This is a genomic window from Paracoccus sp. JM45 (genome assembly GCF_003590715.1).
Classification (GTDB): domain Bacteria; phylum Pseudomonadota; class Alphaproteobacteria; order Rhodobacterales; family Rhodobacteraceae; genus Paracoccus.
The window spans coordinates 228027-254334 of sequence record NZ_QQVY01000002.1; the positions used below are offsets into that span (position 1 = coordinate 228027).

General features: G+C 58.2%; 23 protein-coding genes. 7 read left to right on the forward strand and 16 right to left on the reverse strand.

All coding sequences use genetic code 11. From position 1 onward, the window contains the following. Positions 1–50: 50 nt before the first annotated feature. Positions 51–794 carry an outer membrane protein gene (locus tag DWB67_RS04820; protein WP_182911491.1) on the forward strand — a complete coding sequence of 248 codons (744 nt, stop codon included), beginning with the start codon at positions 51–53 and terminating at the stop codon, positions 792–794. 54 nt (positions 795–848) lie between these two features. Here DWB67_RS04820 and pdeM read toward each other — a convergent pair whose 3' ends face one another. From pdeM to DWB67_RS04845, 5 genes are read right to left on the reverse strand one after another with little or no spacing between them, the layout of a single operon-like run. Beyond that, the gene (gene pdeM / locus DWB67_RS04825) at positions 849–1514 is read right to left on the reverse strand and encodes a ligase-associated DNA damage response endonuclease PdeM (protein WP_119806382.1); all 666 of its coding nucleotides are present in this window, start codon (positions 1512–1514) and stop codon (positions 849–851) included. After that, positions 1511–3886, reverse strand: a complete 2376-nt coding sequence (locus DWB67_RS04830) for a ligase-associated DNA damage response DEXH box helicase (RefSeq protein WP_119806383.1) — start codon at positions 3884–3886, stop codon at positions 1511–1513. The genes pdeM and DWB67_RS04830 overlap by 4 nt, the downstream gene beginning before the upstream one ends. After that, entirely contained in the window at positions 3883–5433 is a 1551-nt protein-coding gene (locus tag DWB67_RS04835; protein WP_119806384.1) for a cisplatin damage response ATP-dependent DNA ligase, read from the reverse strand. The genes DWB67_RS04830 and DWB67_RS04835 overlap by 4 nt, the downstream gene beginning before the upstream one ends. Further along, complete coding sequence (locus tag DWB67_RS04840; protein WP_119806385.1) at positions 5430–6422, reverse strand: ligase-associated DNA damage response exonuclease; 993 nt, start codon at positions 6420–6422, stop codon at positions 5430–5432. The genes DWB67_RS04835 and DWB67_RS04840 overlap by 4 nt, the downstream gene beginning before the upstream one ends. A gap of 30 nt (positions 6423–6452) precedes the next feature. Next, positions 6453–6929 (reverse strand): Lrp/AsnC family transcriptional regulator, encoded by a 477-nt coding sequence (locus DWB67_RS04845; RefSeq protein ID WP_119806386.1) that lies wholly within the window; start codon positions 6927–6929, stop codon positions 6453–6455. A gap of 92 nt (positions 6930–7021) precedes the next feature. Between DWB67_RS04845 and DWB67_RS04850 the strand changes: the two genes are divergently transcribed. Next, positions 7022–8410, forward strand: a complete 1389-nt coding sequence (locus DWB67_RS04850; RefSeq protein ID WP_119806387.1) for an aminotransferase class V-fold PLP-dependent enzyme — start codon at positions 7022–7024, stop codon at positions 8408–8410. On the opposite strand, the gene DWB67_RS04855 is transcribed toward DWB67_RS04850, so the two are convergent. The 3 genes from DWB67_RS04855 to DWB67_RS04865 form a co-directional block, all read right to left on the reverse strand. Beyond that, the gene (locus DWB67_RS04855; protein ID WP_119806388.1) at positions 8407–9297 is read right to left on the reverse strand and encodes a DMT family transporter; all 891 of its coding nucleotides are present in this window, start codon (positions 9295–9297) and stop codon (positions 8407–8409) included. The genes DWB67_RS04850 and DWB67_RS04855 overlap by 4 nt on opposite strands. A 126-nt stretch (positions 9298–9423) precedes the next feature. Next, on the reverse strand, positions 9424–9723 hold the full coding sequence (locus DWB67_RS04860) for an HU family DNA-binding protein (RefSeq protein WP_072296707.1): 300 nt from the start codon (positions 9721–9723) through the stop codon (positions 9424–9426). Positions 9724–9869: 146 nt separating this feature from the next. Further along, positions 9870–11354: an AMP nucleosidase gene (locus DWB67_RS04865; RefSeq protein ID WP_119806389.1), complete on the reverse strand. Its 1485-nt coding sequence runs from the start codon at positions 11352–11354 to the stop codon at positions 9870–9872. A 94-nt stretch (positions 11355–11448) separates the two neighbouring features. On the opposite strand from DWB67_RS04865, the gene DWB67_RS04870 reads away from it, so the two are divergent. Genes DWB67_RS04870 through DWB67_RS04880 form a run of 3 tightly spaced genes read left to right on the forward strand, consistent with a single transcriptional unit; the run spans position 11449 to position 14548 of the window. Beyond that, positions 11449–12300, forward strand: coding sequence for an SDR family oxidoreductase (locus tag DWB67_RS04870; RefSeq protein ID WP_119806538.1), 852 nt, complete (start codon positions 11449–11451; stop codon positions 12298–12300). 49 nt (positions 12301–12349) lie between these two features. Then, positions 12350–13573 carry a UbiH/UbiF/VisC/COQ6 family ubiquinone biosynthesis hydroxylase gene (locus DWB67_RS04875; protein WP_119806390.1) on the forward strand — a complete coding sequence of 408 codons (1224 nt, stop codon included), beginning with the start codon at positions 12350–12352 and terminating at the stop codon, positions 13571–13573. 57 nt (positions 13574–13630) lie between these two features. Next, on the forward strand, positions 13631–14548 hold the full coding sequence (locus DWB67_RS04880; protein WP_119806391.1) for a glutaminase: 918 nt from the start codon (positions 13631–13633) through the stop codon (positions 14546–14548). A gap of 6 nt (positions 14549–14554) precedes the next feature. On the opposite strand, the gene DWB67_RS04885 is transcribed toward DWB67_RS04880, so the two are convergent. Together DWB67_RS04885 and DWB67_RS04890 are read right to left on the reverse strand one after the other, a co-directional pair. After that, positions 14555–15979: a UdgX family uracil-DNA binding protein gene (locus DWB67_RS04885; RefSeq protein WP_119806392.1), complete on the reverse strand. Its 1425-nt coding sequence runs from the start codon at positions 15977–15979 to the stop codon at positions 14555–14557. Further along, positions 15979–17211 (reverse strand): putative DNA modification/repair radical SAM protein, encoded by a 1233-nt coding sequence (locus DWB67_RS04890; RefSeq protein ID WP_119806393.1) that lies wholly within the window; start codon positions 17209–17211, stop codon positions 15979–15981. Before DWB67_RS04890 ends, DWB67_RS04885 begins: the two co-directional genes overlap by 1 nt. Positions 17212–17362: 151 nt before the next feature. On the opposite strand from DWB67_RS04890, the gene DWB67_RS04895 reads away from it, so the two are divergent. Further along, positions 17363–17953 carry an outer membrane lipoprotein carrier protein LolA gene (locus DWB67_RS04895; RefSeq protein WP_119806394.1) on the forward strand — a complete coding sequence of 197 codons (591 nt, stop codon included), beginning with the start codon at positions 17363–17365 and terminating at the stop codon, positions 17951–17953. A 160-nt stretch (positions 17954–18113) separates the two neighbouring features. Then, positions 18114–18782: a 5'-nucleotidase, lipoprotein e(P4) family gene (locus tag DWB67_RS04900; RefSeq protein ID WP_119806395.1), complete on the forward strand. Its 669-nt coding sequence runs from the start codon at positions 18114–18116 to the stop codon at positions 18780–18782. Between the two features lie 119 nt (positions 18783–18901). Here the strand turns inward: DWB67_RS04900 and DWB67_RS04905 are convergent, their stop codons facing one another. The 6 genes from DWB67_RS04905 to DWB67_RS04930 all read right to left on the reverse strand — a co-directional run bounded on the left by DWB67_RS04905 (position 18902) and on the right by DWB67_RS04930 (position 26294). Beyond that, entirely contained in the window at positions 18902–20134 is a 1233-nt protein-coding gene (locus DWB67_RS04905) for a glycosyltransferase family 2 protein (RefSeq protein ID WP_119806396.1), read from the reverse strand. Between the two features lie 2 nt (positions 20135–20136). Then, a complete protein-coding gene (locus tag DWB67_RS04910) occupies positions 20137–21114 on the reverse strand; it encodes a glycosyltransferase family 2 protein (RefSeq protein WP_119806397.1) in 978 nt (325 codons plus the stop codon). A gap of 42 nt (positions 21115–21156) precedes the next feature. After that, on the reverse strand, positions 21157–22263 hold the full coding sequence (gene glf / locus DWB67_RS04915; protein ID WP_119806398.1) for a UDP-galactopyranose mutase: 1107 nt from the start codon (positions 22261–22263) through the stop codon (positions 21157–21159). 522 nt (positions 22264–22785) lie between these two features. Next, the gene (locus tag DWB67_RS04920) at positions 22786–23763 is read right to left on the reverse strand and encodes a hypothetical protein (RefSeq protein ID WP_119806399.1); all 978 of its coding nucleotides are present in this window, start codon (positions 23761–23763) and stop codon (positions 22786–22788) included. Between the two features lie 13 nt (positions 23764–23776). Further along, entirely contained in the window at positions 23777–24679 is a 903-nt protein-coding gene (locus DWB67_RS04925) for a glycosyltransferase family 2 protein (RefSeq protein WP_119806400.1), read from the reverse strand. A 4-nt stretch (positions 24680–24683) separates the two neighbouring features. After that, entirely contained in the window at positions 24684–26294 is a 1611-nt protein-coding gene (locus tag DWB67_RS04930) for a glycosyltransferase (protein WP_119806401.1), read from the reverse strand. Between the last annotated feature and the right edge of the window lie 14 nt (positions 26295–26308).

Here is a 26308-nt window from a genome sequence, read left to right on the forward strand (position 1 = left end):
GTTATCCAGGTTGCCCCTGTATCGGCGGCCGTCAGTTTCAGGAGTTTACCATGTCCCTTAAATCACTTCTTGCAGCTTCATCAGCTCTGGTTCTGGGCGCAGGTGCATCCTTTGCCGGCGGCGCTGTCAGCCCCGTTATCGAAGTTGCCCCGATCACGATCGAGGAAGCACCCGTGGTGGGCGCATGGGAAGGCGCCTATGCAGGTGGATCGCTGAACTATACCTTCGGTGCTGAAGACGAGGTCGGCCTGTCGCTTCTTGATGACGGTCAGGAAGTCGGCCGTGGAACAGATCTTGGCGATGTCAAACTAGAGGGCGCTTCCCTTGGCCTGCACGCCGGTTACCGTTGGCAGCGCGACCAGTGGGTCTTTGGCCCCGAACTGACCATCGAAGGCGGCAACGTCGATAATTCTATCAATATCGATGGTGGTGACGCCGGAAACGTGAACATCGAATCAGAACTGAACTATCTTGTGACGCTGGTCATGAAAACCGGATACGAAGTGCAGCCCGGAACGCTGATTTATGGTACCTTCGGTATCGCAAGCGGTGATTTCGACTATACCCTGTCCACTGACGACGTATCGGTTTCGGACGGCTTTTCCGCCTCTGGCATCGCTGCAGGTTTCGGCGTCGAGAAAAAGTTCAACGAGAAGATGTCGATGTTTGCTGGATATCAGTATCGTGACCTTAGCAAGGAAACCGCGACGTTCACCGACGGTACGGACTCGGTTGTAAGCAAACCGACCACTGCGCATAGCAATATCCGCATCGGTGTGAACTACAGCTTCTGATCCGACAGGGTCGTAACTGATCGGGCTGGCCGCTTTATGCGCGCCGGCCCTTTTTTATGCCCGTTTCCGTTTGGAATGCGCGGATACAGGGACAGGCATAGCGCGGTGACCACAGGCAATTGCCATGCCGGTCGGCACCAATGCGCGCAATGCAGGATCATCGACAGACAGCCCGCCAGTATAGGCGCCGAAGGCCGGCAAAATCAGATGATCGGCCCCCAGCAAGAAACATCGCAACCTCTGTCCTGCCAGACGGACACATGGATGATAGTGCCCCGAAATATCGGGGCCCTGCCCCGCTTCGTGACGCAGCAGCAAATCTTCATGCAGCTCGGGCAGCGTTTCCCCCGGCAGTCGCGCGGGGATATGTCCCGGATCATGGTTGCCGCTGACCCAGATCCAGCGTCGCCCCTGTGCCATCGCTTGCAACGCGCGACAGACATCATCAGGCAAGGCGCGACCGGCTGCATCATCATCAAAGCCGTCGCCCAGACTTATGACCGTGGCGGGATCGGTTGCGTCAATTTCGGACCTCAGCCGGTCCAATGTCGCCAGCGTTTCATAGGGGGGTAGCAAAGCACCACCACGACGGGCCATACGTTCTGATTTACCCAAATGCAGATCGGCAACGATCAACCAATGCCGTTCGGGCCAGAATAATGCACCTGACGGGCGCGCTTGAAGGTGCTGGCCGTCAAAATCGAAATCATATGATGTCACGTCAAACCTGCCTCGGCCATCAGGGCGGCGGCCTCTTGTTCGGCCAGCCGTTCGCGGCCTTTTCCTGCGATAGGAACGCGGCCTTTTTCCAGCATCAATGGCGCCGCAAGGGGAGATACACGGTCCAGCATGCGGTGATCCAGACTATTGCTACGTTCCAGCATTTCCTCGATCCGGTCGAAATCGACCAGACCGCGACGCGCCTCGTCCGCAGTAATACGCAGCATCAGGTGGTCAGGGTCGTATCGGCGCAGCGTGTCATACAGGATATCGCTGGAAAAAGTTGCCTGCCGCCCCGATTTGCGCTGCCCAGGCAGGTTACGCTGGATCAACCCCGCGATGGTCGCGACATTGCGGAAACTGCGCTTCATCACCGCGTTGCGCCCCAGCCAATCGCCAAGACCTTCGCGCAACGCGTCGCGGTCCAGCAGCGGCGCGGGGTCTGTCACCGGATCCAGTGACCATATCAACAGGGCATAATCCGTGGCCAGAAAACCAAGGGGGGCAAGGCCCGCTTCCTCCATCACGCGGGTCATTAGCAGGCCCAGCGTCTGCAACGCATTGCGCCCCGCAAAGCCATAGACCGCCAGATGCCAGCGCCCCTGATGCGGATAGCTTTCGCTGACCAACACGCCGGCGCGTGGCAGGGTGCTGACATCGGCCTGCAGGGCCAGCCATTCGGCGGTATCGGCAGGCAACGTATCGTGATGCGAGGGGTCACCGATCAGCGCCTGCACCCGATGCGACAGCTGGGTCGAGGTCGCCATCTTCATCCCTGAAAACATAGCAATTTTGGGTTCGCGGGTGGGCTGTTTCGTCACCTCGACCACCATGTCCCGCAAGCCGTCATAGCGAACCGTCTGCCCGCCGATCAGAAAGGTGTCGCCGGTTTCCAGCGTTGCGGCAAAGCTCTCCTCGACCTCGCCCAAGGGGGCACCGCCGCGACCACGGAAGCGGACCTTCAGCATCTCCGCCTCGACGATGGTGCCGATGTTCATGCGCAGATCACGGGTGGCGCGTGGGTCGCGCAACCGCCACAGCCCGTCGCGCAACATCAGCCGCTGCCAGCGGTCATAGGCGCGCAGGGCATAGCCACCGGTCGCCGCGAAATCCAGACAGGCGTCAAAATCCTCCTGCGTCAGATGGCGATAGGGACCGGACTCGCGCACCTCGCGGAACAGGTCATCGGGGTCAAAGGGACCGGCGCAGGCGGTCAGCAGGATATGCTGGCACAGCACGTCCAAGGGGCCAGGACCGCGCGGATCGCCGTCCAGATCGCGTTCGCGCACGGCCTGCAGGGCGGCGGTGCATTCGATCACCTCGAAGCGGTTGGCAGGCACGATGCGTGCGCGGCTTGGCGCGTTATAGCGGTGGTTGGCCCGCCCGATCCGCTGGACCAGACGCTTGACGTTCTTGGGCGCGCCGACCTGAATGACCAGATCGACCGCCCCCCAATCGATGCCCAGATCAAGGCTGCCGGTCGCCACGACGGCGCGCAATTCGCCTGCGGCCATGGCGGCCTCGACCCGCTGGCGGGCCTCGCGCGACAGGCTACCGTGGTGCAGACCGATGGGCAGGTTATCGTCATTGGCGGCCCAGATGGCTTGGAAGAACAGCTCGGCTTGGGCGCGGGTGTTGATGAAGATGATGGTGGTGGTGGCCTGCGCCACCTGTGCCAGCACGTCGCGCACGGCGTAATGCCCACCGCCCCCTGCCCAAGGCGCGGGTTGCGTCGTTGCCAGCATGGCGATGTCGGGATCGGGGCCGGGATCGGCGTTGATGACCTGCGCGCCGCCCATGAAACCGGCCAGCCGCTGCGGGTCCTCGACTGTGGCGGACAGGCCTGTGACGGTAACTTCGGGGGCCAACGCCTTCAGCCGCGCAAGGCACAGCATCAGCTGATCGCCGCGCTTGCTTTCGGCCAACGCGTGCAGTTCATCCAGCACCACGCGGCGCAGCCCGCGAAAGATGCGCGGCGCCTGTTCATAGGACAGCATCAGCGCCAGCGATTCCGGCGTGGTCAGCAGCACATCAGGCGGATCGATCTTCTGGCGCGCGCGCTGGCTGGCGCGGGTGTCGCCGGTACGATCCTCGATGCGGATATCAAGGCCCAGATCGGCCACGGGGCGCGACAGGTTGCGGGCGATATCGGCGGTCAGCGCCTTCAGCGGCGACACGTAAAGCGTGTGCATCCCTTGATGCGGTTCGGCCAGATCGACCAGCGTCGGCAGGAAACCGGCCAGCGTCTTGCCCCCGCCCGTCGGCGCGATCAGCAGCGTGTCGCCCTTGGCCTGCATCAGATCGATCTGATGCGGATGGGGCTGCCAGCCCTGACGGGTGAACCAGTCCTGAAAACGCGGGGGCAGTGTCACGGGATCATGTCTTTCAGGGTCTGTAACCGGTCGGCTTCGGGGGCGGGTTTGTCCCACCTTATGCGGCTGATGCGGGGAAAGCGCATGGCGACGCCGGATTTGTGGCGGGCAGATGCGTTCAACCCCTCGAACGCGACCTCCAGCACCAGTTTGGGGGCGACAGAGCGGACGGGGCCGAAACGTTCGGTGGTGTTGTTGCGAACGAAGCGATCCAGTTCGCGCAGTTCCTCATCCGTGAAGCCGAAATAGGCTTTGCCAACGGGGACCAGCACATCACCATCCCACAGGCCGAAGGTAAAGTCGCTGTAGAAACCCGACCGTTTGCCGTGCCCGCGCTGCGCGTAGAGCATCACCGCGTCGATCACCATCGGATCGCGCTTCCACTTGAACCACGGGCCGCGCGGGCGACCACCCACGTAAGGACTGTCGCGGCGTTTGATCATCACGCCCTCGATCACGATGCTGGGCGGATCGGCACGCAGAGCGGCCAGATCGTCCCATGTAGCAAAATCCAACAAGGGTGACACATCGATCCGGTCGCTGCCGAAATCAGCCTTTTGCAGGATCGCGCGGCGGTCCTGATGCGGCAGGTCGCGCAGGTCGCGGCCATCCCAGATCATCAGGTCATAAACGCGCAAACCGGCGGGGTGGCTGTCCAGCATCGCCTTGCCGACAACCTTGCGGCCAAGGCGCTTTTGCAGATCACCGAAGGGGGCCACATCAGCCCCACGCCGGACCAGCAATTCGCCGTCGATGGCACCGTCGAAATTCAATGCCTCGATCACGTCGGGGAAGGATCCGCTGATATCCTCGCCCGTGCGGGAATACAGGCGGCGCACACCGTCATCATTGACCGCCTGCACGCGGATACCGTCCCATTTCCATTCCGCAATATGGTCGGCGGGGTCCAGCGCGCGCAGCTGATCCAGATCGACGGGGGTCGACAGCATCACGGGCCGGAAGGGCGCCTTGGCCGCATGTTCGGGGCGCGTGCCACCGGCAATCCAGTCGAACAGCGGCTGATAGGGGGGCGTCAGACCGTGCCAGATTTCCTCAAGGTCCTTGACCTGCGGGTCGCCCATTTCGGCCAGGGCCAGCCGCGCCATGCGGGCCGACAGACCTACCCGCATGTTGCCGGTGGCCAGTTTCAGGAAGGCCAGACGTTCCGACGGGCCAAGCCGGTCCAGCATGGCGCTGATTGCGGTAGGCAGGGCTGTGCGGCCCGTGTCCGACAGCAAGGCCACGGCATCGCGCAGCGGAACATCGTCGTCCTGATCGCCGTCCCACAACAGCGCAATCGTTTCGGCCAGATCACCAACGAAATCATAGGACAACGCGAACAGCTGTTCATCGACCCGTTCGGCCATCAAACCGCGCAGCAGCTTGGGCGTCACGGCGCGCAGCTTCAGATCGCCGGTCAGCGCAGCCAAGGCAAAGCCGCGATCCGGGTCGGGGGTCTGTTCCAGATAGTGCCGCAGGATGCGCAGCTTGGCGTTGCGGGCGGCGGTGAAGGCCAGACGTTCCAGAAGGTTGGCAAAGGATTTCATTCCGGTTCATCCTCGTAGCCCACCAGCCGCAGGGGGCGGGCGGCGATCTGGTGCAATTCGCACCAGCGCATCAACCCGTCCTCATTCCCATGGGTGATCCAGACCTCGGAGGGGGCCAGCTCGCGGATGGTCTGGGTCACCTGCGGCCAATCGACATGGTCGCTGATAACCAAGGGCAGTTCGACCCCGCGCTGGCGGGCACGGGCACGGACCTGCATCCAGCCCGAGGCAAAACCGATCACAGGGTCGCGGAAACGCTGAACCCATGCGCTGGCAAAGGCGGAGGGTGGCGCGATGACCAGCTGGGCGGGCACATCGGCGGCGGTAGCGGGGATCAGCTCGCCCAGATCGATGCCTTGTTCGACATGGTAATCGCACAGCCGCTGCAAAGCGCCGTGGATGGCGATCGGGCCATCGACACCGGCCTGACGGGCAAGCGAGATCACCCGCTGTGCTTTGCCCAAAGCATAGGCCCCGATCAGGTGCTGGCGTTCGGGGAATTCCTCCATGCTGGCACGCAGGCGGGCCATTTCGTCAAGCGGGTCGGGGTGGCGGAAGACGGGCAGCCCGAAGGTCGCCTCGGTCACGAAGATATCGCAGGGAACGGGTTCGTAGGGTGCGCAGACGGGGTTCGGGCGACGGCAGTAATCACCCGACACGACAATCTTCGGCCCCTTATCGGGTTGAACCGCGATCTGGGCCGATCCCAAAATATGCCCTGCCGGATGAAAGCTGACGGTGGTATCGCCGACGCGGATCTGCCCATCGGCGACCTGACGGCTTTCGGTGAAATCGGAACCATAGCGAATGGCCATAATTTCCAGCGTCTGGCGGGTGGCCATGACGGCACCATGCCCCGCGCGGGCGTGGTCGCCATGGCCGTGCGTGATCAGCGCGCGGGGGACCGGGCGGATGGGGTCGATGTAGAAATCACCGGGCGGGCAATAAAGTCCAGCCTCGGTCGGGTGCAATATCTGATCGGCGCGCATGGACCCACGATGGCAAATGTTTCATGATAATCAACGCGGCAGCCGAAGCGGGCGGGCCGTGAAGATCGTCTCCATTGAGAAAACGCCCGTAACGCGTTCTAGGTCCATGTCGCGGATCAATGCCTTGTAGCAAAGGTCATAGGCAGACATCGAGGTGGTCACCAGCTTTGCCATATAATCCCATTCGCCGCCGATGCGGTGAAACTCGGTGATCTCGGGAATGGATTCGACGCGGGCACGGAAACGCTTGGCCCATGCGTCGTCATGGTGGCGGGTGCGGATCATCACGAATACCGTCAGATGCAGGCCCGCGCGCGCCGCATCGATGACCGCACGGTTGCCTTGCAGAATGCCCGCTTGGGTCAGTTTTTGCAGACGCCGCCAACAGGCATTCTGCGACAGACCAATGCGGTCGGCCAGATCACGTTGTGACAATGCGCTGTCCTGCTGCAGGGCAGACAGGATCATGTTGTCGATTTCATCTATACGATGCGTATAATCGTTCATTTGACCCGATAATTATGCAAAACTAGCTAGATTTGAAATCAATATATGCGTCGTTCTGTGTCAAATTCCATAGAAAATAACAGGACGCCCCCATGGATATCTTCGACACATTTCGCGCAGGGCTGGGACAGCCCGACGAATTGCATCACGACATCATCGGCAAGGATGCGGTGATCGAGGGGCCATTCGGTCCCAAGCCGCTGATCTATGCCGATTACATCGCCTCGGGGCGGGCGTTGCGGGTGGTTGAACAGACCATCATGGACCATGTGTTGCCGTGGTATGCCAACAGCCATACCGAGGCCAGCCATTGCGGCGGCGTGATGACCCGCATGCGGCGGGCGGCGCGGGCACAGATTCTGGGATGTGTCGGGGGGACGGCGGACCATGCGGTCGTCTTTACCGGATCGGGCGCGACGGCAGGTCTGAACCGGTTGGTGCATCTGTTGCAGGCAGGGCCGCAGATCACGGTGATTATCGGGCCCTATGAACACCACTCGAATATCCTGCCGTGGCGTGAAAGCGGCGCGACGGTGATCGAATTGCCCGAAGGGCCGCAGGGCGGGCCCGACATGGATGCCCTAACCGATGCGCTGGCACGATCAGGACGCTGTATTGTGGCGATGTCGGCGGCGTCGAATGTGACAGGGGTCGTCAGTGATGTCGCGGCAATCACCACGGTGGTCAAGGCTGCAGGGGCCGCGATGGTCTGGGATTACGCCGGTGGCGCGCCCTATCTGCCCATCGATATGGGGTTGGGGATGGATGCTGTTGTCACCTCGCCCCATAAATTCCTTGGGGGGCCGGGGGCATCGGGGGTGATGATCCTGCGCCGCGATACCGTGCGGTCCGACCGCCCCAGCCTTCCCGGAGGCGGAACGGTGAAATTCGTCAATGACGATGGTCATGACTATGCCACCGCCGTCGAGGCCCGCGAGGAAGCGGGCACCCCCAATGTCGTCGGGGACATCCGCGCGGCGCTGGTCTTTGTGTTGAAGGACCATGTCGGGCAGGCTTGGATCGACGATGCGCATCGCCGCTGGATGCAGAAAGCGGCAGGGCTGCAAAATCTGGCGGGGGTTCTGATGCTGGGCCGTGATGACATCACACGCCTGCCGATTCTGGCGTTCCGGCTGCGTGATGGCGCGGGCGGTTTTATCCACCAGCAGCTGGCCACGCGGATGCTGTCGGATCTGTTCGGGGTGCAGGCGCGGGGCGGATGTGCCTGTGCCGGTCCCTATGTCCATCGTCTGTTGGGAATTGGCCCGCAGGAATCGGCGCAATTGCGGGCGGCAATCCTGTCGGGGCGGGAAATCGACAAGCCGGGCTTTGTGCGCCTGAATCTGTGCTGGGCCGCCCCCGAAGTGGAGATCGAGGCGATCCTGACAGCCGTCGCCGAACTGGCCGCCAACGCGCCACATTATCTGGCGCGCTATCAGGCCGATCCGGCAACGGCGATCTTTTCGCCGCTGGCGGCCTAACCGGGGGGTGCCCGCTTGACGGCGGGCGCCTTAGACAGCTGCACGGCCAGAATGCCGACCATGATGATCGCGACCCCGATCACATCACCCGCCCCAAGGTTTTCCCCCAGCAAAAGTGCAGCAAGTGCCACCCCGAAAAACGGTGTCAGGAAATGGAAGGTTGCCGCGCGAACCGCGCCAATTCGGCCAACCAGCAGGAACCAGACCCATGTCGCGCCGATCCCCGGAACGATCACGGTATAAAGGAATGCCGTGACCAGACGCGGCGTCAGCGTGACCTGCCATGTTTCGAAAAATGGCGCGATCATGCCAAGCGTCACGGCACCAACCAGCATCTGCAGGCCAACAATCATCATGACATTGCCGCCGGAACTGGCACCGCGCACGGTCAGCGTGGCCACCGCCAGCGCAAAGGCCGCCACAAAGCACATGGCGATTCCCGCCGGATCGCTGCCGCCTTGCAACCTTGCGCCCATAATGATGGCAACGCCGATCACGCCCAAGGCAAGCCCGCCATACCCCAGACGGCGCAGACGTTCGCCCATCAGGCTCCAACCCAGAAATGCAACCAGAAGCGGCATTGTGGCGGCGATGATCGAGGCGAGGCTGGCCTCGATCGACTGCATCGCGATCCAGTTCAGGCCCAGATACAAGGCGTTCTGGCACAGCCCCAGAATGATCACCGCCCGCCATTGCGGACGCGTCAGCCCGCGCCATGACTGGCCCAAGGCCCATGCAATCAGGATACCGATCACCCCTGACAGGGCAAAGCGCAGCGACAGGGCCATCAGGGGCGGAGCCTCCGTTACGATCATACGGGTGGTGGTAAAGGCAGACGCCCACATCACCACAAAGGCCAGCCCCATCGCCAACGCCTTGAAATCCATGCCTGTCCCCTGCTTCATGTTCTGCAAAACGGCTAACAGACGCATAGGACATCGGGAAGGCAGAAAGGAAAAGGGCCGCATCCCGAACGGAATGCGACCCTTGTCAGTCAGGCAAAGCCGGAAAAATCAGCTGTTGACGCTGTCTTTCAGTGCTTTGGCGATGGTCACCTTGACTTGCTTGTCAGCAGGCTTGGTCATCATTTCCTGGGTCTGCGGGTTGCGGACCTGACGCTCGGGGCGTGCGCGGCAGGCGATTTTGCCGATACCGGGCAAAGTCACAGCGCCGCCACCGGCGACTTCGCGCGTGACGATTGCAACGATCGCATCCAGAGCGGCCGATGCGGATTTCTTATCCGAACCCATTTCTTCGGCAAGAGTCGCCACCAGTTGGGTTTTGGTCATTGGTTTTGCAGCAGCCGTCGTCATGGTCTGTCTCCTTTTGCCCTATTTTAGCGGGCCCACAAATTGCGCCTTTTGCGGCATATCGCCTGCTACACACGGTTTTTACGGGCAGTTCAAGCCTTTTTCGATCAACGCGCGGAAAGCCGCGTCGGTCAGTTTTTGCGAAGCGGTCACAGAAATGCCGTCTCGCTGAAGGAACGCAGTTTGCGCGAATGGATCTTTTCCAGCGGCATCTCGCGCAGTTTTTCCATTGCGCGGATGCCGATCAGCAGGTGGTTGGCGACCTGCGTGCGGTAAAAATCGGTGGCCATCCCCGGCAGCTTCAGTTCACCGTGCAGCGGCTTGTCACTGACGCACAGCAAGGTGCCATAGGGGACGCGGAACCTGAAACCATTGGCCGCAATCGTTGCGCTTTCCATATCCAGTGCGACAGCGCGCGACAGCGACAGCCGGTGGACGGGGCCGGAATGGTCGCGCAATTCCCAGTTGCGGTTGTCGATGGTGGCAACAGTACCGGTGCGCATGATGCGCTTCAGCTCGTACCCCTCCAGCTGGGTGACTTCGGCGACGGCTTCCTGCAGGGCGACCTGCACCTCGGCCAATGCGGGAATGGGGACCCAGACGGGCAGGTCATCATCCAGCACATGATCTTCGCGCAGATAGGCATGGGCCAGAACGAAATCGCCCAAGGACTGGCTGTTGCGCAGGCCCGCGCAATGGCCAACCATCAGCCACGCATGGGGCCGCAGCACCGCGATATGGTCCGTCGCGGTCTTGGCATTGGACGGGCCGACGCCGATATTGACCAGCGTGATCCCCTGCCCGTCGGCGCGTTTCAGGTGATAGGTCGGCATTTGCGGCATCTTGGTCAGGGGCGTGATCTGCCCGTCAGCCGTGGTGATTTCCTGATTCCCCGGCGCGACGAAACCGGTATAGCCTGCGTCGGGATCGGACAGAACGCGGCGGGCATAAGCCTCGAATTCATCAACATAGAACTGATAGTTGGTAAACAGGATAAAGTTCTGGAAATGCTCGGGTGATGTGGCCGTGTAATGGGACAGGCGGGCCAACGAATAATCGATGCGCTGCGCCGTAAAGGCCGACAGATATTGCGTGCCATCGGGCTGGGGCACGGCCACGCCATTGACGATATCATCGTTCATCGTATTCAGGTCCGGCACGTCGAATACGTCCCGCAACGAAAACGACAGCACCCCTTCCTGCGGCACAGCCAGATCACTGTTCGAGGCGACGGCAAAATGCACCGGCATCGGCGTATCGGACAGGCCGATCCGGACCGGCACACCGTGGTTGCGGATCAGCAGACCCACCTGTTCGATCAGGTAGTTCTGGAACAGATCGGGGCGGGTGATGGTGGCCGCATAGCTGCCCGGTTCGACAACATGCCCGAAGGACAGTCGCGAATCGGTTTTGGTATGGGTCGGCACCGTCAGGCGGATTTCAGGATAAAAAGCACGATAGCGGGCCGTCGGTTCGGCACCTTCCAGAACGCGGGTGAAATTTTCCAGCAAGAACCCCGTTGCCTGATCGTAAAGCGACCGCAAATACTGGATTGCTTGCGCGGCATCGGTGAATTCGCGGCGTTCGGGGGTCCGGGGGCTTTCAACCGGCAGGAATCGGGAATCCGTTGTCATATGTTCATGTCCTTCTTTGGAACAAACCCTGCCAGCACCGCCTGCGGCAGGCAAGCGTCTGGCGCTGCCTGAAACGCGCGGTTACGGTAGCGTCATGGAAATGCTTGTTTTCGGTCATGGCTATTCGGCCAGCTATCTGACGCCCCTGCTGATCGCACGGGGCTGGAATGTCACAGGCACGACGCGGGGTGATACCGCCCGCGTTGCGGCATCGGGCGCGCAGCCTTTGCTGTGGCCGGGCCCACGCCAGCCTTTGCTGGATGCCATTGCGCGGGCTGATGCGATTCTGGTGTCGGCGGCCCCTGCTGATCAGGGCGATCCGGTGCTGGCCGATTTTCGCGACGCGCTGGCGGCATCCCGTCCGCACTGGATCGGCTATCTGTCGACGACGGGTGTGTACGGCGACCGCAATGGCGGCTGGGTGGACGAAGACAGCGTGCTGGACGGATCGGGACCCCGTGGTCAGGCCCGCATCAGGGCCGAGGCTGACTGGCAGGCCCTTGCCCGTGCCCATAATCTGCCACTGACCATCTTCCGGCTGGCGGGCATCTATGGTCCGGGCCGCGGGCCGTTCAAAAAGGTGCTGGATGGCACGGCGCGCCGGATCATCAAGGAAGGTCAAGTCTTTTCCCGCATCCATGTGGAAGATATCGCGCAGATCCTGCTGGCCTCGATCCAGCAACCGCATGGCAGCGGTATCTACAATATGTGCGATGACGACCCTGCCCCGCCGCAGGATGTGATTGCCCATGCCGCCGGATTGCTGGGCATGCCTGTGCCCCCTGCCGTGCCCTTGGAACAGGCGCAGATGTCGCCGATGGCGCGGTCATTTTACGCCGACAGCAAACGCGTGCGGAACGACCGCATCAAATCCGAGTTGGGCGTCGAACTGCTTTACCCAGATTACCGCAGCGGGCTTGCCGCCCTGTTGCACACCGAAACCTGAGGCTGTGCGCCGCATTGCAACCGCCCCCGCCCCATGCATGGATCGCGACATGACACAGAACCATGATGTTATCATTGCCGGAGGCGGGCTGAACGGCCCCGCATTGGCCTTGGCGCTGGCGCAATCAGGCCTGTCGGTGGCGGTCATCGACCCCCGACCTGCCGATGCCCGCGCCAGCGATACCTTTGACGGGCGGGCCTATGCGCTGGCCGTTTCCTCGCAACGTTTGCTGAAAGCGCTTGGACTGTGGGACGGGCTGGCCGCCGACAGCCAGCCGATCCGGCAGGTCAAGGCATCGCAGGGCCGCGCAGGCGAAGGTGCTGCGCCGTTTTTCCTGCATTTCGACAGCGCCGAGACCGAGGAAGGCCCCGTCGGTCACATGCTGGAGGATCGCTTTCTGTACAAAGCCCTGCTGAACGCAATGCAGGGCAGCGTCACCCATCTGTCCGGTGTGGCGGTCAGCGGCCATCAGGTCGATGCAGCAGGTGTGACGGTGACCCTGTCCGATGGCCGCAAAATGCAGGGGCGGATGCTGGTCGGTGCCGACGGGCGCGGGTCGGGTGTGGCGAAACGGGCGGGTATTGCGCGGCGCGGCTGGGATTATGGCCAGACGGCGCTGGTGGCCGCCATTGAACATGATCTGCCCCATAACGGCATCGCGCAGCAGTACTTCATGTCCTCCGGCCCGTTGGCAATCCTGCCGCTGACCGGCAATCGCAGCAGCGTCGTCTGGTCCGAAACCCGTGCCAATGCCGAAGCGATCCTGACGCTGGAGGATGATGATTTCCTGTCGGTCCTGCGCCCGCGCTTTGGCGATTTTCTGGGCAATATCAGACTGGCAGGGGCGCGCTTTTCCTATCCACTCAGCCTGTCGTTGGCTGACAGCTATGCCGCGCCGCGTGTGGCATTGGTGGGTGATGCGGCACATGGTGTGCATCCGATTGCCGGTCAGGGGCTGAACCTCGGTCTGCGCGATGTCGCAGCCTTGGCGCAGGTTTTGGTCGAGGCGACGCGCCGCGGCGAGGATATCGGGTCCGAGCTGGTTTTGCAGCGCTATCAGGCGTGGCGGCGTTTTGATGCGACCTCACTGGCGCTTGGCATGGACAGCGTGAACCGGCTGTTTGCGACGGATAATCCGGTTATCTCGGCCATAAGGCGCTTGGGGATGGGCGCTGTCACAGCGATGCCCGCCCTGCGGCGCGGATTTATGCGGCAGGCTGCAGGTCTGTCGGTCGATCCGATGCCGCGTCTTCTGACGGGGCGACCGCTTTAGAACTTTCCCCGCAGCGGCTTTATCTGCATAGGCTGCCATCAATGCGAAGGGGGCAGCATGACACAGCATCTGGGCCGGTTTCTGGACGATCTGGACCGTGACATCCGCGCTTCGGCGGATTGGGGCAAGGTTGCCGACTATATTCCGGAACTGGGTGGCATCGATCCGGCGCAATTTGGCATCGCCGTCGCTTTGGCGGATGGCCAGCTGTTGACCGCAGGTCAGGCAGGCCAGCCGTTTTCCATCCAGTCGGTCAGCAAGGTCTTTGCGCTCGCCTGCGTTCTGGGGCGGATCGGGGAACAACTGTGGCTGCGGGTTGGTCGCGAACCCTCTGGCGACCGGTTCGATTCCATCTTGCTGCTGGAACAGGAAAAGGGCCGTCCGCGCAATCCGTTTATCAACGCCGGTGCGCTGGTGGTGACCGATGAATTGCTGACAGGCCGCAGCCCGAAACAGGCCCTGTCCGAGGTGATCGGCTTTCTGCGCACCGCCGCAGGGGATGATGACATCCACATCGACAAAGCCGTCGCCGAATCCGAGGCGGCACATGGGCATCGCAACGCAGCCCTTGCCCATTACCTGCGCAGCTTCGGCAATTTGCGTAATCCGCCGGATCATGTCACCGGCACCTATTTCCACCAATGCGCGATCGAGATGTCATGCATCCAGCTGGCCCGCGCCGGTCGCGTCATTGCCGGACTGGATTGTGCGCCAAATCTGCTGTCGCGTGTGAAACAACGGCGGATCAACGCACTGATGATGACTTGCGGCCAATATGACGGGTCAGGTAATTTTGCCTTTCGGGTTGGGCTGCCTGCCAAATCTGGGGTCGGTGGCGGGCTGCTGGTCATTGCACCGGGGCGCGCCTCTATCGCGATCTGGTCGCCGGGGCTGGATGGCTGGGGCAATTCGCAGGCGGGCACCTTGGCGGCCGAAAAGCTGGCCGAATTTACCGGCTGGTCGGTCTTCGGCTAAAGCAACCTAGGCCGCCAACAGCTGGCCTGCATGGCGCAGGTCCGACAACAGCTCGGCCCGCGCGGTGGCGGCGCGGTCATCAGGCAGGCGCAGGATCAGGCTGGGGTGCCATGTCACCAGAACCGGCCCGCCATCTGTGGCCGCCTGAACCTTACCACGGCGCGGGGTCAGGGGCGATCTGTCCCCTGTCAGTGCAAAGGCCGCCGTTGCGCCCAAGGCCACCGTCAGCTTGGGCGCGACAAAGCGACGTTCCAGCCCCAGCCACCAGCTGCAATGTTCGACATGCGATTTATCGGGCGTCTGGTGCAGCCGCCTTTTGCCCCGCGGCGTAAAGCGGAAGTGTTTGACCGCATTGGTCATCCACGCCTTATCAGGGTCAAGGGCGGCTTGGGTCATGGTCTGGCGCAGCAACTGCCCTGCAGGCCCGACAAAGGGGCGACCGGCCAGATCCTCTTGATCGCCGGGGGCTTCGCCGACAAACATTAGACCCGCATCGGGATCACCCTGCCCCCAGACCGTCTGCGTTGCATCATGGCACAATTCACAGCGTGTGCAGCGTGCCGCCTGTTCCTGTGCCTGAGTGATGGTTTCCGCAGGCGTATCCTGCGGCTGTTGCCTGATACGTGCTGTCACCTTGGCGGCGAATTGCGGGGCATCGCTGGCCCCCGCATCGCGCATTGCCTGAACACGTCGCGGCGCATCGGCCAGCATATGCGGGATCAGATGTGTTTCGGGCAGGTTCTTCCAGTATTTCATCGGCATTTCGGACCGCATCGCATTCGTCTTGATACGGGCCGGATTGAAAATATTGGCAAAATAGGTCTGCCACAAACCGTGGCTGGCATCCGCCGGCAGGTCGGGACGGGGTGCAGGTGGATCAAAGGCGATCCGGTCGCCGGTAAAGCGGGCAATCCCTTCCGGCGTGGCAATCAGCCAGTCCATATCGGCAAACCGCTTGGCGAAGAAGGGCGTGCCCGCTTGCAGGATCAGATGTTCCGGTTCGAACCATGCGCCGAAGCTGCGGCGGTTGCCCGTTGATGGCAATTCGTGAAAGCGGACAAAGGCGTGCATTTTGTGGATGTCACGGCGCACCGATTTGGCCAGACGGTTCAGGCGGTCCATCAGCGGATCGGCAGGGTTGCCCAGAAACGCACGGTCGGTTTGTGCGCGCCACAGGGCGGTATAAATCAGCGCCCAGCGTTCCGGATCGGAATGGCTGCTGACAGTTCTGGCCAACTGCAGAAAATCCTTGGTGGCGGTGACGGGCGCATCATTTGGCTGCGCCATCGGATCACTGCCGAACAGATCGGCGGGGGTGTCAGGATCGGCCCATGTAATCCGATCAGGCGTAACACCTGCACCGACCAGCTGTCGGGCGGCATCACGCCAGCCCTCAAAGCGATCAAATCGGGGCAGGTCAATGCGGATCATCAGAACAGGGACAGCTGTTCTGGCGCGGGGGCAAAGCGGGCGCGCAAACCGTCGCTGTCGGTCAGGGCGCCGGGGTGCCAGTCGGGCAGCGTTACAAAAGACCGCGCTTTGGACATGATCGCCCCCATCCGCAACAGATCGGCATAGCGCACCGCACCGCTGCGCCGTGCCGCAAGAATACGCCCCACTGTCTTGGTGCCAAAGCCCGGCACCCGCAGCAGCATTTCACGTGAAGCATTGCGCACATCGACCGGAAACTGTGCGCGATTGGCCAAAGCCCATGCCAGTTTGGGGTCAATCGCAAGGTCAAGATTGCCCGACGGATGGGCCGCACCAATCTCCTCGGCGTCGAAACCGTAAAAGCGCATCAGCCAATCGGCCTGATACAACCGGTGTTCGCGGATCAATGGCGGCTTGATCAGCGGCAGCGCGGCAGAGGCATCTGGGATGGGACTGAAGGCAGAATAATAAACCCGCTTCAGATGATACCCCGAATAGAGGTTCGATGACGTTTTCAGGATATCGCGATCTGTCGCGGCATCCGCCCCGACAATCATCTGCGTAGATTGCCCCGCTGGCGCAAAACGTGGCGGACGCTTGCCGGTATGGCTGCGATCCTTGGCAGCCTCGCGGCCCAAGCGCACATCCGCCATGGTGGCACGGATGGTTTCGGGGCGCTTTTCAGGGGCCAGCTGACGGAGGCTGGCGTCTTGTGGCAATTCGATATTCACCGACAGGCGATCGGCATAAAGCCCGGCCTCGGCCACCAGTTCGGGGGCAGCATCGGGAATGGTCTTCAGGTGGATATAGCCTTTAAAGCCGTGATCGACCCGCAGCATCTTGGCGATCTGCACCATATCACCCATCGTCTGGTCAGGGCTGCGGATGATGCCCGATGACAGGAACAGACCTTCAATCATGTTGCGGCGATAGAATTCCAGCGTCAGCTTCACAACCTCTTCAGGGCTGAAGCGGGCGCGTTCAACATTGCTGCTGACGCGGTTGATGCAATAGGCGCAATCATAGATGCAGAAGTTCGTCATCAGGATCTTCAGCAGGCTGATGCAGCGACCGTCCGGCGTATAGGCGTGACAGATGCCCGTCCCGCCCGCCGATCCGATGCCGCCGGATTGCGAATCGCGCCGCGTTGTTCCGCTAGACGCACAGGATGCGTCGTATTTCGCAGCGTCCGACAGGATCGCCAATTTCTGATCAAGAGTTCTTTGTGCCATGAAGGCAATATATGTTCATGCTCCGTTCCGATCAAGCGACGTTGAGTGAAACAAACTGCGTGGAACTGTCACGCCTTTGCGATTGTTCAGTGGCACTGCCATCGTTCAGACGTGATGTGCATCGCAACCGCGAAAGGATAAGATCGGCGTTATGAACATTCGCTCACTCGCACTTGCGCCCGCCCTCATCATCGGACTTGCCTTTCCGGCAATGGCCGAGCGTATCTCGCTGTCCGAGATTTCGCGTTACCTTAACAGCCTGACGACGCTGACGTCGGAATTTACGCAGGTGAACCCTGACGGTACCGTGTCCACGGGCACCGTCTATATCCAGCGCCCCGGTCGTGTGCGTTTCGAATATGACAACGACTCGACACTGGTTCTGGCATCGGGTGGCAATGTCGCCATCTTTGACAGCAAGTCGAACGGTGGCCCCCAGCAATATCCGCTGTCGCAGACACCCCTGTCAATTATTCTGGACGCAAACGTCAATCTAGGCCGCGCCAATATGGTCACCGGCCACAGCGAACAGAACAACGCGACGGTAGTAACCGCCCAAGACCCCGAGCGTCCGCAAAACGGCAATATCCAGATGGTCTTCTCGAACCCGACCGAATTGCGCCAGTGGATTGTAACCGATGACAGCGGGCAGAAAACCACTGTAATCCTGGGTGAAATGTCGAAAGGCGGATCCATTCCCGCCTCGCGCTTCTCGATCCGGTCCGAGCTGAACCGCCGTTGATCTGATATACCGCCGTGGCCATAGGGCATTCTATGGTCACGGCGACCGATGCGACGTTGCGGGCCTTTAACAGCCTTCCACCCTGTTGTTTGACGTTGCAAGACTGCCTGCCTAGGGTCGACCCGATGCCGCAAAAGTCGGCCAGATCAGGAAATCCATAATGCCCCTTCCGCCACATGACCACGCCATTGCCGTGCGCTATCAGCAGGCATCTGCCGAAATTCGGGCGCTACAGCGGCAATGCTATACTCTGGCAACACTGCGTCTGCGCGACGCGGTTGCAAAAGCAGGCGGTGGACAAGGGTTGGCGGTCCTTAGCGATATCGACGAGACTATTCTGGACAATAGCGCGGTTATGGCACTGGCCATGCATCAGGACGGCATGTTCGAAAGTGCTGAAACATGGAAGTTGTGGGAACGCGAAGGCAATCCCCACCTGCTGCCCGGTGCCGCAGAATTTTTCGCGTTGGCAAATGAATTGGGCGTTACAATCTTCTATGTCTCGGACCGGTTTCAGGAAAACAAACTGGCCACCATTGCGACCTTATCGCAGCTTGGTTTACCACAGGTCCATGCCGGTCACGTCCTGCTGTTCGGCCCACCCAAGGCCGAACGCCGCGCCGCAGTCGAACGCAATCACAGGATCATCCTGCAACTTGGCGACACACTTCACGATTTCCACGAAGCATTTGCCGGCGCCGAACTTGTTGACCAGCACCGTTTGACTGATGATCACAGCGACCGTTTCGGTCAAGACTGGATCGTCTTCCCGAATGCGGCACATGGAACGTGGATGAAGGCAGAGTTGAAACCGTGGCAGCGGCCCTGAAGAATACGGGACGCATTTTGACGGTATCAAGGAGGTCGGAACTGATCGACCGCATTCTGGACAATACGTGCGGGCAAATGGCTTAAAGTGCCTATCCTGCACTTTAAGCCATAAAGGAATTACCCTTTAACTTTTTGAACAAGTTTGTTCAGCAGGGAATTCGCCTGTTTCTCTTGCGAGGACGGATGGTTCTGTTCGACAAAACCACGCTCCGAAGCAGCGACCATCATATCTTCCAGTTTATCAATTCGCTTTTTGATAACGATCAAAGCAAAATAGATATCCTCAAGATCAACCCGATCAGGATGTGGTTTTACATCCTCACCTTTTGGAGGGGACGTTTTCTTGTGCTTTCCGCCATGGGCAAACTTTTTGAACTGCGCCAGGTCGTTTGCTTTGGCAGCCGCAATCATTTTGTAGGTACGGCCATCTTTTGAAAAGGCCAGACCGGTTATATCCTCGGATGAATACTGTGAAATGATTGCATGAATTTCATTGAACAGCAGATGCAGATCATCTTCAGCCGCTTTTTCACTGATCCAGGCATTTTGCTTGGCCACCCATTCGATCAGCAGGGGAAGATAGGATTCCTGTTCATGTTTGACCAGCCATTGCCTGATGTTGTCATGATGCTTGAACAGTTTGAACAGGCTTGGACCGACATTGGACATGGTTTGTCCGGGACGGGCCATCCGGTGATAACACAGCACCTCGGGCAGCAGTACGACTTTTTGTGCTGACAGGACGCTTGCCCAGTGAAACGGATTGTCTTCAAAGAAATAGTCACCGACCGGAAAGCGGATCTCATTGCGTTGAATCATCTCGCGGCGATAGATCTTCCGCCATGGAACAGGCGAGAATTCGATCATGCGTTTTCTGGACTCTGGATCCAGCGAGATCGGCGTGATCGTCTCGATCTGTTCCCAATGCTTTTTGTCATCCGATTCAACGCGTTCACCAGTCACCGCATTCTGCAGCATGAACTGGCATATCGCCAGATCCGCATCATGTTTGACAGCTGCACGATACATCTTACCGAACATTTCGGAATCATAGACATCGTCGCCATCTGCGAAGCCGATGTAGTCCCCCGTCGCGACCTCAAGCCCTGCGTTGGCAGCGGATGCCACGCCGCCGATAGTATTTTCCTTGAACAGGATCGGTTTCACGCGATTGTCCAAATCGGCATAGCTTCTAATGATTTCTACGGTTTGGTCGGTCGATCCATCATCCACAACAATGACTTCAATCTCTCCGATCGATTGGGCCAGAATTGAATCAATCGCCTCCGAGATATAGTCCTGAACGTTATAGGAGGTCACAATTATCGAAAGCTTCGGATTCGTCGTCATGTTCAGCCCCTGTAAAAATGGTCTTTGATCTTGTTTCCAAGACCTGGTGCGCGGCGGGACTGGATTAGAACGAAATCCTCAAGATCTATCCGTGACAGAAGTTGTGTGGTCAATTCGTCGAAACGGCGATGCATTTTCTTATCCACGCGGCTTTTCGACCACGACAATAGCCGCATCGCGAATTCCCAGTAGATATGGCAATAGCGCCGCCGCATATGCGGGAAATTAATCAGAAAGTCATATACCTGATTAAGTGCGGAAAAGACTTCCAACCGTGTTTCATTGCGATGGTTTGTAATATTTCCACCGGATGATTTCACAATATGCGAACAGATAACATCGCGTGAAATGATAATTTCTTTGGCCATTAGCAAAGTGGTCCAATGGCCCAGAATATCATTATTAACCTTTGTGCTACCGAACATAATCTCGGAGGCTTTATAGGTTGCCGTGCGGACAATTTTATTCCACGGATAATTGGTAATCAAAAGCAGCAGTGAATTACCCTCTAAGGTAAACGTGCTGCTTTCGTTTTTACCTAAAGACTTATTAAAAATCCTGATGTCTTCTTTATTCATTTCCGAACCAAGGTCCGGCGTATCCCGTTCGTAAATATAGGAACAAATAGCGACATCGGCCTTTTCGTTGGCTTCCAGCTTATCCAATGCCGAACGGATAGCTGCGGGATGTGGCCGGTCATCGACATCGAAGAAGATCGTGTATTTCCCCGTCACCTTTTCCCAACCGCAATTCCTGCAATGTCCGGCTCCAGCGTTCTTCGGTAACTTTATTAGCACATCGTTCGATTTAAAATCGAGAATACGTTCAAGAATATTGACTGTATCATCCGTAGAACAATCGTCGACAAAGACAAATTGAACGCCAAGTGGAAGAAGTTCTGCAAATTCCTGGTGCAAATTCTCGACATATTCAGCACCGTTAAAAACGGGAATTACGATACTTAGAAGGGATGTGTTCATCACAAGGCTTTCGTTCGTATAGCGCTTACAGGGGGAAGAACTTTAAGCGGCTTCATTCAAGAACTTCTTCGCAGTTTCGAGCGCTTCACCGATGGTAACATCCATATCCAGATAGCGATACGTTCCAAGCCGGCCGACAAAGGTCACTTTGCTTTCAGCTTCAGCAAGTGCTTGATAGTCTTCCAAAAGGGCCTTTTCCTCGACCAAACGGATCGGATAATACGGCGTATCGCCCGGCTCGGCCAAGCGCGAGAATTCGCGATAGCAAACGCTGGCTTCGGTGCTTTCCCAAGGACTGAAATGCTTGTGTTCGGTAATGCGTGTATATGGCACTTCGGGGTCGCCATAATTCATGACCGCACAGCCCTGATAATCGCCCTGATAATCAAAACGTTCAAAGTCGAGCGTACGGTACCCGAGACGACCCAGTTTATAGTCGTAATAACCGTCCAACGGGCCGGACCAGAAAACATGGTCGGCATCATCGGCCATCGAGGCGTTATAGGGAGTCTCAAGCTCGACCGTGATATTGGGGTGGTCAAGGATCGCTTCGATCATGGCCGTATATCCGTCCCGCGGCATCCCTTGGAAGCGGTGGAAGAAATAATTGTCGTCATAATTGAAGCGCACCGGCAATCTTTTCAGAATTGCTGCTGGCAGTTCTGTCGGTGAACATCCCCACTGCTTTTCGGTATAACCTTTAAAAAAGGCTTCATAAAGTGGGCGGCCAACAAAACGTAATGCCTGTTCTTCAAAGCTTTGCGGATCTTCGATCGTCAGATCGGCCTGCTGAGAGATAAACTTGCGGGCTTCATCCGGACGCATCGTTTTATTGAAAAACTGGTTGATGGTCAAAAGATTGATTGGCAGGGAATAAACCGCCCCCTGCGTCGTCGATTTCACACGGTTCTGGAACGGCATAAACGTCGCGAAGCTATTTACATAGTCCCAGACGGTTTCATCGTCGGTATGGAAAATATGCGGACCGTAGATATGCATCATTACCCCGGTCGCTTCATCGCGCGAGGTATGACAATTTCCGGCAATATGGTCACGGCTGTCGATGATGCGGCACTGATGTCCGGCGTTGGCCAACTCTCGCCCGATAACCGCGCCAGAAAGACCTGCACCTACAAGTAAGAATTTCATCAAAGACGTCCTGTTCATACTGGTTTATTCACGTCTAGCTGTCATTTTTTTACCTATTGAAGCAAGGCCTAATCAAAATTTAGCTGATTTTTTAGGCGAATGGCGATAGCCCGCCGGAACGCAAAGCGCAATTCCATTCCATATAGGCGATTATATGGCCAAGTCGTAGAAACGTCATATGCATATAGTAAATACATATCGCGAAACACTTGAATCTTGTGCCTGCTATGCGGTTCAGGCTGAACTGATATGACCTGAATCCCAAATGCTATTAACAGCATTATGTTCAGTGCAATTCGTGATCACCGTATTCGCAGAAATGTATTTTTGATGAATGCGGAATGTCTGTGAACGCGATTCACGACAAAGCCATCCTAGTTTTGATCACTAGCTGTGTCTTTGCGATAGCGCCGCCATAGCCGGCGCTATCGCAAAGACATTATGTTCTATCAAGCGAAAGACTGCAGATACACATCTGCAGTCTTTCGTTATGTTCCCCAAGGCAGAAAAGAACCTAGTATTCTACTTGATCGGGACCAGCCCATTCGCTCTTATCAGCAATTCAAATTCGCTTTGTGGATGCGTTTGTGTGAATTTAACCGCATCATTCTTGATCGGCGCAAACAGACCTGAAAGTCCGGTGACATGCGGATACTGTTTCGCAATCGCCTTATTGCCGTTTTCGTACACAGCAAGCAGCGATTGCCGCTGTTCCGTACTCAGAAGCCTCTGCTTGTGGCCATTAACGGCTTTATACAGCTTATCAAGTCTGATGACCTGATTGACCAGACGGTTGTGATAAGGTTCTGAAAAGTTCAGGGTGTTGCAATGGCGTACAAACTCCAACGCGCTTAGGGACAGGCTTGCTTTGTGATCGATCATCGCGCCGGTTGGCTGGACGAAACCTTCCGCACCCGGAAGGCCGATACAGCTCAGGAAATCCTGACCAATATCACCATTAACCATGAACTTGCGGTCGAAGACACGAACATGGGTCTGATCGGCGGCTCCGCTCCAACGCTCGATCAGGGCTTTGTAATCCAGATACGGATGGGGTTTACGCAATTGTTCTTCGATCGTGACGGTAAGTCTGGGCTTAAAGTCACGGATCTGCTGGCCATATAGGGATTCAAAGTAATCATCCTGACGGCGTAAATAGCAGACGACATGAATTTCAACGTCCGGCAGAAAGTCGCGAATGACCTTCGGATGATGCACCCATTCGAATTCTTCCGAGCTGATGACAATATTTTCGTAGCGCGTTGAACCAATTTCACGCTTGAACCGCTGCCAAAGTGGAATGTCGTGAATGGGTGCGGCAGATTTCGGGCGCTGGAAGATTGCCTGGCCAATCCGGTGTTGGGCATGATTCACGCGACCAGTTTTAGGATAATAATATCCCATATCTTCTAGCCGGTCAGCGTTCATGCCCAAGAAATGCTGCAACCACGTCGTTGCGGTTTTATGCGTGCCGATATGAATGAAAAGTTTCTGGGTCATCTGATGGCCTCGATTATTCTGCTTGTTCAATCTTCGGGCGGAAGCTTAACCCTTTGATGATTGATCCATAAACCTCACGGCGCAGGCGGTGGGGAACGTCATTTGCCCGCATCTGGTTTCGAACGCCGTAGGCATAGGCCAGAACGTTCATCAACCCGCCTTCACGACGGCGGAACGATGTTTCATTTCTGGCACCATACTTGAATTTCCACAGGCTCTTTTCATCAACCAGTCCGAAATTGACGCCACGGTTGTCCGGTGTGTCATGCACCACGCGGCTTTCGGGAACGAAGATACCGGGATAGCTGCGGGCAATACGGCGTGTGTATTCCGCGTCATCGAACCAGATGAAATAATCGGCGATTGGCAGACCATGTTCAGCAACGGCCCAGCGCGGGATCATGACTGACACGAATGAACAGCTGTCAACCAAAGCCCATGGCTTATCAGGTTGCACGAAACGCGCCCAATCCCAGACTGTGCGCGGGCAGTTCATCTCGCAAAGAGAGCCATCAATCCATTCGACACGCGAGCAGGCAAAGCTGGGCCGCCATTCGTTTTGGGATTGGAATTCGTTCAAGGCACTGTAAAGGCGTTCAATCGCATCGGGTTCCGGATAGGCATCATCATCCGAAATCCAGAAATATTGCGCGCCCATCTGATAGGCGGCTTTCATTCCCGCATGGAACCCGCCAGCGCCGCCCACATTGCTTGGCAGTTTCAGGTGACGGATAGAGGGGTCGGTCTTGGCACGTGCCTCGACCATTTCAGCCGTATCATCAGTCGAGGCGTTATTGACGACAAGCACGATATCGGGCCGCATCGTCTGCGCGGCCAGCGCATCAAGGACCTTCATCAGTTTTTCCGAACGATTGAAGGTCACAATCACCGCGGCTGTCTTGTTCAGAACACTCATTCGTTCAGTCCCCCAACGCGTCTTCGACAGCCGCGCGATAGATCGGTTTCAACACTTCCTCTGCGGTCGGATCGGCGGATAGCTTTTGCCATTTTGCACGGATGCCGTCCTTTTGACGCTGCAGGAAGCTGTTGTCATTAAACATGCGGTCAATCGCGAACACCGTCTGACGCACCCCTTGATAAGGCTGGGCCGGGACAAGAAGATCATCAGGAAGCAGTTCGTCCTGAGAGCCGACGCGGCTTGAAATCGGAATGCAGCCATGCGTGATCGCTTCATAGCACACCAAGGCCAGCCCTTCGTTATTGGACGGCAGAATCAGAATATCCGATTGTTCCAGCAGTGCAGGGACATCTGTATTCCCCGGCAGCTGTGCGACCTTGCTGCCCAGACCATAGCGGCGCAGCAATCGCGTCACGGCATGCTCGAACGGGCCTTCGCCGACCATTGTGGCGCTGAAGGCTACGTTGTTCTTCTTCGCCCAGACATCCAGCGCCCGAAGCGTTTCCACAACCACCACAGGGCGTTTCTGGTAATACATCCGCCCGACAAAAGCGACATGCAGCGTTTTCTGACCTGCCTGCAACCTTAGGTCCGGCATGGGAATCTGGCCATCCTTACGGTCCAGCATCCGGCCAAGAACAACCTTGCTTGGGGGCGCGTTGAACTGTCCCTGCATATAATCCACCAGTTCACCGCTGATGACATGCTGCACATCCAGATAATTCGACCACACACCCGAAATCCGCGGATAACCGCCATCGGCATGTTCGACAATATGAGTGCTGTCGATCGTCTTCACCCAAGGCATGCGGGATCGCAGCAACGGCAGCAATTCATAGAAGGGAATGCAATGATGGTTGTGCACAAGCGCGATGTTTTCTTGCAGGACCAGCTTCTCGACAAAGCGGGCCCATAGGTGGTGCGGCAACCACCTGTCCAGCCGGATAAACGTGACATCGGGGTGATCCGGCAGCCTATCGGCATAGCGCTGAAGCGACGGAACCGAGGCGACGACGAAAACGCGCAAGCCGGATTCAAGTGCCCAACGGATGGTATCAAAACCCAGCTTTTCAGCCCCGCCGGTTTCCAGCCAATGCATCCCGATCAAGGCCGCAGGGCGCTGTGTCGTTTCGGGGCGCTGCGCGTCGGGCAACAGATCGGCGCCCTTATTGAAAGAAATGGCAGTCATCCGGTTACGACGACCCGCATGCCGCTTGCGGCGCATTTCGGCCTGAAACCTAATATATTCATAGGCCATCGGGCTCGCGGCGAACAGCCTGCCCAATCTGGCTTGCGGCCTCCACGGAGCATCGGTTTGCTTTGTTTCCGAAGGCAAAGGCGGGCGCGGAATCGAAATCCGTATCGTCACCTCTGGCGAATCCTCGCGAAGTCCGGGGCGTTCGATTGTTCCCAAAAATTGTGGACCCAAATCTTGTGGGCCGGGAATATAAACGCCCTCGATGACCTCTGGCTTGGACCAGACAGCATTGATCCCCAATTCGACAATATAGCGCAGATGCTGGGTCGTAAAAATCCGTTCATAGATAGCGCGAAATTCTAGAATCTGGCTCTCGATATAGGAAGAAGCCGCAAGAGAGGCCGTTTTCGACATATGTGTAGATTCCC